The following is an 11157-nucleotide window of genomic DNA, read 5'->3' on the forward strand; positions in this document are numbered from 1 at the left end:
CCACCGCATCCAGAGGACTACTCGCGCCGTGCGCTGGACCGGTGAACAGCCGATATCGAATCGAGTCCTCGGTTTTGTATCTGCATTCTTTCTCGCACCACGGAATGCCCTAAAGGGCGGCGAGAAATTAACGAACTCGACCCATCCTGCAAAAGAACCAGCTGTTTCCGGGCCATTCGGGTGAACGGCGGATTAGCCTGTCTCGCGTTGTGCCACACTCGATTTCCGCGAGGGGTACCGCCGACATACGGCGGTTCGCGGGTCCAGGGGTGATGTGCCATGGCTGATTCTCCGAAGCGCGTCGATCTGGTGCTGGAAGGCGGCGGCGTCAAAGGCATCGGGTTGCTGGGAGCGGTACTGGAGTTGCACGACGCCGGTTATTCGTTCCCCCGGATCGCCGGGACGAGCGCGGGCGCGATCGTCGCGACGCTGGTCGCCGCTTATCAGAAAGCGGGGAAGGACCTCGGTGGCCTGGAAGCGGTGATGAACGACATGGACTGCCGCCGGTTCCAGGATCGGTCCCTGTTCGACCGGATCACCGGCCCGATCGGTGACGGCGTCGACCTGCTCCTGCACGACGGAATGCACACCGGTGACTATCTCGCCGAATGGCTCACACCACTGTTGGACGAGGTCGGCGTACGCACTTTCGCCGACCTCGCCCTCGATGATCCCGAAGGTACTTTGGCTCCGTACCAACGGTATTCCCTCGTGGTCCACGTCAGCGACCTGACCCGCCGCGTCCTCGTCCGGCTGCCTTGGGATTATTCCCAGTACGGCCGCGATCCCGGTGCGGAGAAGATCGTCGACGCCGTCCGCGCGTCTATGTCGATCCCGTTCTATTTCCGGCCGGTGCAGTTCGCCGTCCGCCCCGAAGGCACGGTCACCTGGGTCGACGGCGGACTGCTGTCGAACTTCCCGATCACCGTCTTCGACCGGACCGACGAGAAGCAGCCGCGCTGGCCGACCTGGGGCGTGAAGCTTTCCGGCGAACCCGTGGGCGGCAGGGACAAACCGGTGAAGAGCGCGTTGCGGATCGCCATCGGTTCGCTCGAAACCCTGCTTTCGGACTGGAATCGTTACCGGTTGCACGAGGAAGGTGTGAACCGGCGGACGGTGTACGTCGACACGACCGGGGTTTCCGCCGTCGACTTCGGGCTCGGTGAAGAGGAGAAGAAGCGACTCTTCGAAAACGGGCGGGAGGCCGCGCGGCGGTTCCTGGAAAAGATTGTGCCGCAGTGAAACTCGCCGGCGGTATTCCGGTGGGACGAGGGATAGGAGGATCCCATGCGTTATCGCCCGATCGGCAGTGACCCCGCGGACGGCCGCCTCGGCCGGTTCGTCCCGGACGACTGGCGCCACATCGAGCGCTACCCGCTGACCGCGCTGGCCACCGAAGACCGGCCGACCCGGTCTCCGGTCGTCATCGGCGTCAACTGGTACAAGGAATTCGACGTACCGGAAAAGGATGAGAAGTCCGGCGAGTTCTTCGTCGCGAAGGGCGGCGCGAAAACGCTCACCAGGATCCGCGGCGGGCACTGCGTCTGCCTCGAACCCGGTGAATCGACCGACGGCGACAAGCAGTACGCCTTCTACGACCAGGGCAGGGAAGGCGCTTGCGTCGGCTTCGGCTGGTCGCGCTGCATGACGTTGTTCAACGGCGACCTGTACGCCGCGCGGTGGCTGTGGGACCAGTCGAAGCTGCGCGACGAATGGGACGAGACCAATCCCGGTGACAACAACGGCACGTCCGTCCGCGCGGCGGCCGAGGTGCTGCTCGAACTGGGCCACGTCCCGTGGGCGGAGGCCTACGCCGATGACGACCACGTCAAGCGGGCCGCCTACACGCCTGACGTGAAGAACGGTATCCAGGCCTATCGCTGGGCGAAGACGGTCGACGAGGTGCACGAGGTCCTCGGCAACCCGCGTGCCGACGAACTCGGCGCCGTGCCGTTCCTCAACTCGTGGGGACCGGGCTACCCGCACCGCACGTTCATGCCGGACGACGTCCTCGCCCGGTTGATCAAGGAGGACGGCGAAGTAGGCCTGCCCACGGACCGGTAAACCCCCACCGGTCGAAGGAAAGGGCCGTTCCCGGCGGAAACGCCGGGGGCGGCCCTTTTCTCGTGCCCGCCACCTGGGCCGCAACAGTTCCACAACATCCCCACTGACGACGGCGTGCACCATCGGATTCCGGTGGAGGGCCCGGGTTCCGGACTCGGTTCCGGGACGACCGGCCCGCCACGCGTTTTCAGAAAGGGAATGGAAAATGGCCACACCCTGTTTCGCTCGCCGCCGGGCCGGTTCCCGGCGGAGAGCGGCCGTCTCGGTCATCACGGTCGGGGCCACGATGCTGGCGACCGCCCTCGCCGGGCTGTCCATCGCCCCGGCGTTCGCCTCCAGCCACCGGGAAGCCCCGCTGATCTCGGGCGACCCGGCCGTGGACAACACCGACGTGTACGCGTTCGTCAGCCCGGACAAGCCGGACACCGTGACCTTGATCGCCAACTGGTATCCGTTCGAAGAGCCCAACGGCGGGCCGAACTTCTACCCGTGGGCCACGGACGCCAACCACGACATCAACATCGACAACGACGGCGACGCGAAGGCGGATCTGACCTACCGCTGGACCTTCCGCACCGAAGACCGGCGGGGGAACAACACCTACCAGTACAACGACGATCCGGTCACCTCGCTGGACGACGAGGACCTGCTGTACCGCCAGTTCTACACGCTGTCGGTGATCGACTGGCGAGGCGGGCGGACCACGAACCTGGTCACCAACGGGAGGGTCGCGCCGTCGAACGTCGGCCCGGCTTCGATGCCGAACTACGGCGTACTCCGGAACCAGGCGATCACCGCGGTCCCCGGTGGCGGGCAGACGTACGCCGGGCAGGCGGACGACCCGTTCTTCCTGGACCTGCGGATCTTCGACCTGCTCTACGGCAAGAACCTGTCCGAGGTCGGACAGGACACGCTGGCCGGCTTCAACGTGAACACGGTGGTGCTGCAGCTGCCCAAGAGCGCGCTGACGCTCGCGGGCAACCCGGTCCGGAACCCGGTGATCGGGGTCTGGAGCGACACCGAACGCAAGTCGATCACGCTGCGCTCTCCCGGTGTGGAGCGGGCTCTCGGCGCCGACGTCCAGGTTTCGCGCCTGGGTAACCCGCTGGTGAACGAGGTCGTCGTGCCCGCCGGGCTGAAGGACCGGTTCAACTCGCTCCTGCCGGAGCAGGACCGGACGGTGCCCGCGCTGGTGAACAAGGTGACCAACCCGGAGGTGCCGGACCTCATCCAGCGGATCTACGGCCTCCCCGCGCCCACCAAGCCCCGCAACGATCTGACGGAGATCTTCCTGACCGGGATCACCAAGAAGTCCGGTGACCAGATCAACCTGCAACTCAACTCGCAGCTCGACAACGCCGACGTCGACCCGGCGAAGTTCGCGCCGTCGGAGCAGCTGCGGCTGAACACGTCGATCCCCGTCACCGCCAAGCCCAACCGGCTCGGTGTCCTCGGCGGCGACCTCCAAGGGTTCCCGAACGGCAGGCGGCTGGCCGACGACGCGCTCGACATCAGCGTCCAGGCGCTGGAAGGCGCGGCGGTCACCGGCATCGTCAAGGCGCTCGCCGCGGTGGACAGCGTCGACCGGAACGACGTCCCGTTCGGCACCACGTTCCCGTACGTCGCCTTGCCGAACAACAAAGCGGTCAACACCTCCGTCCGTTGATTCCCCTCCCCTCGGTGGCCGCCGTCGCGACGGCGGCGGCCACCGCCCTCACCTTCCGGAAGGCGGATCCGATGTCCCGCGACCTCACCGAAAGCACGACACCCGAGCGCCCCCGGTTCGGGCCGCGCTCCCGCCGGACCGCGCTCCTGGTCGTTCTCGGCGCGAGCCTGCTCACCGTCGGCGTCGCCACGCTTCTGCCGCCGGAGCCGCCCGCCGACGTCGTCATCGAAGGAACCCAGGGTGGCGTGAGCACTCTCGACAGGGCGATCCGGACAGCGGAGGCCAAGCTCGCGAAACACGAGCAGGATCCGCAGACCTGGGCCGAACTCGGTGCCGCCTACGTCGAGGTGGCCAGGGTCAAAGCCGACCCGGCTTACTTCCCGAAAGCCGAAGAGGCGTTGCGAAAGTCCTTGGCGCAGCAGCCCGACGGCAACGGGGTCGCGCTGGCCGGGATGGGGGCGCTCGCCAACGCGCGGCACGACTTCGCCGGCGCCCGCGACTGGGGCGAGAAGGCCAAGGCCGCGCTTCCGGACAACGCCGAGGTCCACGGCGTGCTCAACGACGCGTACACCCAGCTCGGCGACACCACCCGGGCCACCGCGGCGCTGCAGCGGATGCTCGACCTCAAACCGGGCGTCTCCTCGTTCACCCGCGCCGCCTACGAGTTCGAGATCCACGGCCAAGTCGACGACGCCCGGCACGCGCTCGATCGCGCGCTGGCGGACGCCGTCGATCCCGGCGACGTCGCGTTCTGCCGCAACCTCCTCGGCGAACTCGCCTTCGACAACGGGGATCTCGACACCGCGCAGCGGCATTTCGAGGCGGGCCAGCGCGCGGTGCCGACGGAAACCTCGCTACAGCAAGGAAAGGCCAAGGTCGCGGCGGCGCGCGGGCAGACCGCCAAGGCGCTCGCGGGCTACCAGGATCTCGTGGATCGTCAGCCGAACGTGGGGAACCTGCGCGAGTACGCCCTGCTGCTGTCGTCGGCCGGGGCGCCGGAATCCGCCGCACGTCAGTACCGGCTCTTCGAGGAGCAGCGGCGGCTCGAAGTCGAATCCGGGGCGAACGTCGACCTCGAGGCGTCCTTGGTCGCCGCGGACCGCGGCGACGCCGCTCAAGCGCTCCGGTTCGCGCAGGCGGAGTGGGAGCGCAGGCAACCCGTGTTCGTCGCGGACGCCATGGCCTGGGCGCTGCACCTCAACGGCCGCAACGCCGAAGCGCTGACCTTCGCCGACCGCGCGGCGAGCACCGGCTGGCGCAGCGCCGCGTTCAACTACCACCGGGGCATGATCCTCGCCGGGCTCGGCCGGTCCGCCGACGCCGTCAAGGCGCTCTCCGAAGCCCTGCGCATCAACCCCAACTTCTCCTTGACCGACGCGCGGACGGCACGGACCACGCTGGCGAACCTCGGCGGCGCCGGATGAATCCGCGACAGCGAGAACACGACCGGAGAGACGGCTGACCCATGCGTAATCTGCCCACCGAACGGGTTCCGCGCCGATACCGCGGAGCCGCCCTGAGCACGCTGCTCTTCCTCGCCGTCGTCGTGGCGTGCTCAGGGACCGCTCCCGGCACCGGACCCCGGTTCGACGACGAAACCACCGACGGCGTCGCGGCCGAATTGACCTGTATGAAGCACCAGCCGCAGGCACCCGGTCCCCGCTACACCGACGAGACGCTCCGGCGCACCGACGAGACCCTCGCCCTGCTTCGGTACTACACCGCGAACGGCGCCAAACCGTACTGCGACGGCAACGACGTCACCGACATCGATCGCCGGTGGATCGACCTCTATATCGCGCTGGGCGCCGACGCGGAAAAGGTGAAACGACCCTGAGACAGGACAGGAATTGTCAAGAACCACCCGGAAACAGACACATCCGGGCAGTCGTCACCCACCCGCACTGCCGTTCCTGAATCCATGCAGTATGGTCCGCGATTGACGCGATACCGGCGTTTCTCGTGGACATTTTCACTATGGAGGTGGGTCGGTTGCACGTACTGGCCGATGCGAACCTGCGACTCGACGCAAGTCCGATCGACTACGTCCTGCTCGCCTTCTATTTCGCGCTCGTGCTCGGCATCGGGTACATGGCGCGGAAGTCGGTCTCGAGCAGTCTCGACTTCTTCCTCTCCGGCCGCTCGCTGCCCGCCTGGGTCACCGGTCTCGCGTTCATCTCGGCGAACCTCGGCGCGGTCGAGATCATGGGCATGTCGGCCAACGGCGTGCTCTACGGCCTGCCGACCGTCCACTACTTCTGGATCGGCGCGATCCCGGCGATGCTTTTCCTCGGCATCGTGATGATGCCGTTCTACTACGGCTCGAAGGTCCGCAGTGTCCCGGAGTTCATGCTCCGCCGGTTCGGCAAACCCGCCCACCTGGTCAACGGCATCAGCTTCGCGAGCGCGCAGATCCTCATCGCCGGCGCGAACCTGTTCCTGCTCGCCAGCGTGGTGAACCTGCTGCTCGGCTGGCCGCTGTGGGTGTCGATCATCGTCGCGGCCGTGGTCGTGCTCTCCTACACCGCGCTCGGCGGCCTGTCCGCCGCGATCTACAACGAGGTCCTGCAGTTCTTCGTGATCGTCGCGGCGCTGCTGCCGCTGACCATCGTCGGCCTGGTCAAGGTCGGCGGCTGGCAGGGCCTGGTCGACAAGCTCAGCGCGGACCCCGGCGGCGAGGCGCAGCTGTCCTCTTGGCCGGGTGACAACCTCACCGGATTCGGCAACAGCTTCCTGTCCATCCTCGGCCTCGTCTTCGGTCTCGGTTTCGTGCTCTCGTTCGGTTACTGGACGACGAACTTCGTCGAGGTCCAGCGCGCGATGGCGTCGAAGAGCATGTCGGCCGCGCGGAGGACGCCGATCATCGGTGCCTTCCCGAAGATGCTGATCCCGTTCATCGTGATCATCCCCGGCATGATCGCCGCGGTCACCGTGTCCGAGTACGTCCAGGACAAGCAGATCCTGCTCGACGGCGGCGACGCGCCCAGCGGCGTCACCGCGAACAACGCGATCCTGCTGTTGATGCGCGACCTGCTGCCCAACGGCATGCTCGGCGTCGCGATCGCCGGTCTCCTCGCGTCGTTCATGGCCGGGATGGCGGCGAACCTGAGTTCGTTCAACACCGTCTTCACCTACGACATCTGGCAGTCGTACGTGAAGAAGAACGAGTCGGACGGCTACTACCTCCGCCTCGGCCGCGTGGTCACCGCGGCCGGCACCGTGCTGGCGGTCGGTACCGCGTTCATCGCGTCGAACTCCGGGAACATCCTGACCTACCTGCAGGACCTGTTCTCCTTCTTCAACGCGCCGCTGTTCGCCACCTTCATCCTCGGTATGTTCTGGAAGCGGATGACGCCGACGGCGGGCTGGGTCGGCCTTGTCGCCGGTACCGCGTCCGCGATCACCGTGTGGCTGCTGTCGCAGGCCGGGGTGCTCGGGCTCACCGGGCAGGGCATCAGCTTCGTGGCCGCCGGTACGGCGTTCGTCGTCGACATCGCGGTCAGCGTCGGGGTCTCGCTGGCCACCGCGCCGAAGCCGGAGTCGCAACTGGTCGGGCTCGTCTACTCCCTCACTCCGAAGGAGTCGTTGAAGCACGACGAGACCGGCGAGGACGCGGGCTGGTACCGCAAGCCGGGCCTGCTCGCGGGCATCGTGCTGATCCTGACCATCGCGCTCAACATCATCTTCTAGGAGGCCGGAGATGGCTGCGTCCCAAGCTCCCAAGAAGGCCGGCGTCTTCGACATCCGGCTGATCATCGCGCTGCTCATCGGCGGCTACGGGCTGGTGCTCACGATCATGGGCATCGCGTTCACCACCGAGGAGGAGCTGGCCAAGGCGGCCGGCGTCCGGATCAACCTGTGGGCGGGCATCGGCATGCTGGTGTTCGCGGCGCTCTTCGTGCTGTGGGCGAAGCTGCGGCCGATCGTCGTGCCGCCCTCGGCCGAGACCGGCGGAGACGGCGAATAGCCGGGTTGTCCGGACAGCGCCGGGGCGGTCCGGCTACCGTGCACTTCGTGCTGCTCAACGCTCGACGTCGCCGGATCGCGTCCGCGCTGGCCCTGGTCGCCGCGCTCGGCGCGGTGTCGGCCTGCGGTCAGAACCTCGGCAAGTCCAACTTCGCCCGCACCACCGTCGCCGCCGAAGCCGGTTCCGGTGGTGAGGTGCCGAGCGGGGACATCAACGACCCGGCCGTCACCCCCGCGGTGATGCGCACGATCGACCCGTGCCCGCTGGTGGGCAAGGAGGCGCTGAGCGCCCTCGGCACCCCGGAGGAACCGCGGCCGTCGCTCACCTCGTTCGGCTCCTGCCGGGCGAAGGTCACCGACGCCGGTGGCAAGCAGCTCACGGTCGGCGTCGACATCGGCGCGTCGACCTACCTGAACGACAGCGGCGGCGCGGTCGTTTCGGTGGTCGAAGGCCTTCCGCAGGTCGAGCGGAAGGGCAAGGACGGCAAGACCTGCGACGTCGGCGTCATGACGCTGCGCAAGCCCGAGCGCGGGATGAGCTTCTCCGTCACCTACGACGGCGGAGACCCGTGCGCGACCGGCCGCGCGGTGGCGGCGAAGGCCGTGAAGACCCTGCACTCGTCGCCGCCGAAGTACCCCGCCGCAGCGGGCACGCTGACCGCCGTCGACCCGTGCACCGTCGCGGACACGGCCGTCCTCTCCGAGGTCGTGCCGCACGGCGCGACCTCGCTGACCACCTTCCACTCCTGCGACTGGACCCCGAGTTCCAACCCGCGGATCACGATCGGTTTCCGCTACGGCCTGCCGCTGCAGGAGCGCGACGGGACCAAGAAGGTCGACGTCGGGGGCGTCACCGTCTACCAGAAGGCGGGCGTCGGCAGCTCCGCCGAGTGCAAGATGGAGTGGCAGCACCGGCCGTGGGTGGACGACACGGTCGAGATCGTCAGCTTGGTCTACTCGAACTACGACGAGAAGAAGGACGAAGCCGCGTCCTGTGAGAAGGCGGGGAAGATCGCCAAATCGGTGATCTCCAAGCTGCCGAAGGCCTGACGCTGGCGGCATCCGGCCGGGAGAGGTAGGAAGGGGACACCCCACCCGCCGACGGCCGGAGGCCACCTTGAAGAAGATCATCAACGACCCGAAAACGGTGGTCGCGGAATCCTTGCGCGGACTCGCCGTGGCGCACGCGGACGTCCTGCGTGTGGAGGACGACCCGGCGATCGTGGTGCGCGTGGACGCGCCCGTGGCGGGCAAGGTCGCGGTGATCTCCGGCGGCGGTTCCGGGCACGAACCGCTGCACGGCGGCTTCGTCGGGCAGGGCATGCTGGCGGCCGCCGTCCCGGGCGCGGTGTTCACCTCGCCGACGCCGGACGCCGTCGAAGCGGCGGTCAAGGCCACCACCGGGGACGCGGGCGCGCTGCTGATCGTGAAGAACTACACCGGTGACGTGCTCAACTTCGAGACAGCCGGGGAACTCGCGGCCGCGGAGGGCCTCGACGTCCGCAGCGTGGTCATCGACGACGACGTCGCGGTCAAGGACTCCACGTACACCGCCGGACGCCGCGGCGTCGGCGGCACGGTGCTGCTGGAGAAGATCACCGGTGCCGCCGCCGAACGAGGCGACGCGCTCGACGCGGTGGAAGCCTTGGCACGCAAGGTGATCGGCCAGGTCCGCTCGATCGGCGTCGCGCTCACCGCGCCGACCGTGCCGCACGCGGGCGAGCCGAGTTTCGACCTCGCCGACGACGAGATCGAGTTCGGCATCGGCATCCACGGCGAACCCGGCATCGAACGGACGGCCGTGGTGCCCGCCGACGAACTCGTCGCCCGCATGGTCGAAGCGATCGTCTCGGACCTGCCGTTCGGCGAGGGCGACAAGGTCCTGCTGTTCACGAACTCGATGGGCGGCACCCCGCTGGTGGAGCTGTACCTCGCCCACGGGATCGCCGAGCGGCTGCTGGCCGAGCGTGGCATCGTGGTCGAACGGCGCCTGGTGGGGCCGTACATCACCAGCCTCGAGATGCAGGGGATGAGCCTGACGTTGCTGAAACTGGACGACGAGCTGACCGAGTTGTGGGACGCGCCGGTGAACACCCCGGCCCTGAGGTGGGGAGTCTGATGGCCTGCACCGCCGACACGCTCGCCGCCGCCTTGCGGGCGGCGGCCGCGGTGATCGCCGAGCATCGCGCCGAACTGGTCGACCTCGACCGCGCGATCGGCGACGCCGACCACGGCGAGAACATGGACCGCGGGTTCACCGCCATCGTGTCCGCTTTGGACACCGCGACACCCGAGACCCCGGCCGCGGTCGCGAAACTCGCCGCCACGACGTTGATCTCGAAGGTCGGCGGCGCGGCGGGCCCGCTGTACGGCACGGCTTTCCTGCGGGCGTCGGTCAAACTGGGCGACGCGGCCGAAGTGGACGGTCCACTGCTCGTCGAGGCCCTGCGTGCCGCTCTCGAAGGTGTGCAGGCGCGCGGCAAGGCCGTCGGGGGAGACGCGACCATGGTCGACGCGCTCATCCCCGCCCTCTCCGCCGCCGAAGAAGCATCCGGGTCGGACGTCGCGGCGATCCTGGCCGCGGCCGCGGACGCCGCCGACAAGGGTGCCGAGTCCACTGTGGACCTGGTGCCGCGCAAGGGCCGGGCGTCGTACCTCGGCGAGCGTGCGAAGGGGCACATGGATCCCGGTGCCCGCTCGACGGCGCTGCTGCTGCGCGCCTTCGCGGAGGCCGCCAAGTGAGCGTCGGAATCGTGCTCGTCTCCCACAGCGCCAAACTCGCCGAAGGGCTCGCGGAACTCGCCGCGCAGATGGCGCCGGACGTCACCATCGTGGCGGCCGGCGGCCTGGCCGAAGGCGGGATCGGAACGGACTACGACGAGGTCGTCGCCGCGACGCAGCGCGCCGATTCGGGCGCGGGCGTAGTCCTGCTGTACGACCTCGGCAGCGCGCAGATGACCGCGGAACTGGCCGTCGAATCGCTCGCCGACCCGTCGGCCGCCGTCGTCGTGGACGCGCCGCTCGTCGAGGGCGCGATCGCCGCCGCCGTCGCGGCGCAGGGCGGGGCGGATCGCCAAGCCGTCTCCGAAGCCGCCGCGTCGGCGGGCGCCCCGCCGGACCTGACGGTGGACGAAGGGGTGCAGGCCGGCGAAAGCAGTGTCGAACTCACGCTGCGCAACGACGTCGGACTGCACGCGCGGCCCGCCGCCGTCCTGGTCCGGAGCATCGCCGGGCTGGACGCGGAGGTCACCGTGCGGCTCGGCGACGAGACCGCGGACGCGAACAGCGTGCTCGCGCTGATGGCGCTCGGCGCGCGTCAGGGTGACCGGATCGAGGTCCGGGCCAAGGGCGCGCAGGCCGAAGAAGCACTCACCAAGGTCAAGGACCTCGTTGACCAGAACTTCGGGGAGTGAGCTGAAGGGGACTTTCCCCTCGTCTTACGCGGTGAAGGGCGGGCGGTC

11 protein-coding genes are annotated in these 11157 nt (G+C 68.4%); all 11 read left to right on the forward strand.

Features of this window, described 5'->3' with window-relative positions; genetic code table 11:
* The first annotated feature begins 279 nt into the window (after nt 1-279).
* The 11 genes from B0293_RS07760 (at nt 280) to dhaM (ending at nt 11109) form a co-directional block, all read left to right on the forward strand.
* Nucleotides 280-1242 carry a patatin-like phospholipase family protein gene (locus tag B0293_RS07760; protein ID WP_005150271.1) on the forward strand — a complete coding sequence of 321 codons (963 nt, stop codon included), beginning with the start codon at nt 280-282 and terminating at the stop codon, nt 1240-1242.
* A 45-nt stretch (nt 1243-1287) separates the two neighbouring features.
* The gene (locus B0293_RS07765; protein ID WP_005150266.1) at nt 1288-2064 is read left to right on the forward strand and encodes a hypothetical protein; all 777 of its coding nucleotides are present in this window, start codon (nt 1288-1290) and stop codon (nt 2062-2064) included.
* A gap of 205 nt (nt 2065-2269) precedes the next feature.
* The gene (locus B0293_RS07770; RefSeq protein ID WP_005150263.1) at nt 2270-3730 is read left to right on the forward strand and encodes a DUF4331 domain-containing protein; all 1461 of its coding nucleotides are present in this window, start codon (nt 2270-2272) and stop codon (nt 3728-3730) included.
* Nucleotides 3731-3744: 14 nt separating this feature from the next.
* Nucleotides 3745-5154: a tetratricopeptide repeat protein gene (locus B0293_RS07775; RefSeq protein ID WP_005150254.1), complete on the forward strand. Its 1410-nt coding sequence runs from the start codon at nt 3745-3747 to the stop codon at nt 5152-5154.
* A gap of 41 nt (nt 5155-5195) precedes the next feature.
* Nucleotides 5196-5567 (forward strand): hypothetical protein, encoded by a 372-nt coding sequence (locus B0293_RS07780; RefSeq protein WP_005150252.1) that lies wholly within the window; start codon nt 5196-5198, stop codon nt 5565-5567.
* 155 nt (nt 5568-5722) lie between these two features.
* Nucleotides 5723-7420, forward strand: a complete 1698-nt coding sequence (locus B0293_RS07785) for a sodium:solute symporter family protein (RefSeq protein ID WP_005150250.1) — start codon at nt 5723-5725, stop codon at nt 7418-7420.
* 10 nt (nt 7421-7430) lie between these two features.
* Entirely contained in the window at nt 7431-7697 is a 267-nt protein-coding gene (locus B0293_RS07790; RefSeq protein ID WP_005150249.1) for a hypothetical protein, read from the forward strand.
* A 47-nt stretch (nt 7698-7744) separates the two neighbouring features.
* Nucleotides 7745-8746 carry a DUF3558 domain-containing protein gene (locus B0293_RS07795; protein ID WP_245191810.1) on the forward strand — a complete coding sequence of 334 codons (1002 nt, stop codon included), beginning with the start codon at nt 7745-7747 and terminating at the stop codon, nt 8744-8746.
* Nucleotides 8747-8813: 67 nt separating this feature from the next.
* The gene (gene dhaK, locus B0293_RS07800; protein WP_005150243.1) at nt 8814-9815 is read left to right on the forward strand and encodes a dihydroxyacetone kinase subunit DhaK; all 1002 of its coding nucleotides are present in this window, start codon (nt 8814-8816) and stop codon (nt 9813-9815) included.
* Nucleotides 9815-10438: a dihydroxyacetone kinase subunit DhaL gene (dhaL, locus tag B0293_RS07805; protein ID WP_039915135.1), complete on the forward strand. Its 624-nt coding sequence runs from the start codon at nt 9815-9817 to the stop codon at nt 10436-10438. Before dhaK ends, dhaL begins: the two co-directional genes overlap by 1 nt.
* Nucleotides 10435-11109: a dihydroxyacetone kinase phosphoryl donor subunit DhaM gene (gene dhaM, locus B0293_RS07810; protein ID WP_005150239.1), complete on the forward strand. Its 675-nt coding sequence runs from the start codon at nt 10435-10437 to the stop codon at nt 11107-11109. The genes dhaL and dhaM overlap by 4 nt, the downstream gene beginning before the upstream one ends.
* Nucleotides 11110-11157 lie beyond the last annotated feature (48 nt).

The sequence above is a fragment of the Amycolatopsis azurea DSM 43854 genome (assembly GCF_001995215.1).
Taxonomy (GTDB): Bacteria; Actinomycetota; Actinomycetes; order Mycobacteriales; family Pseudonocardiaceae; genus Amycolatopsis; species Amycolatopsis azurea.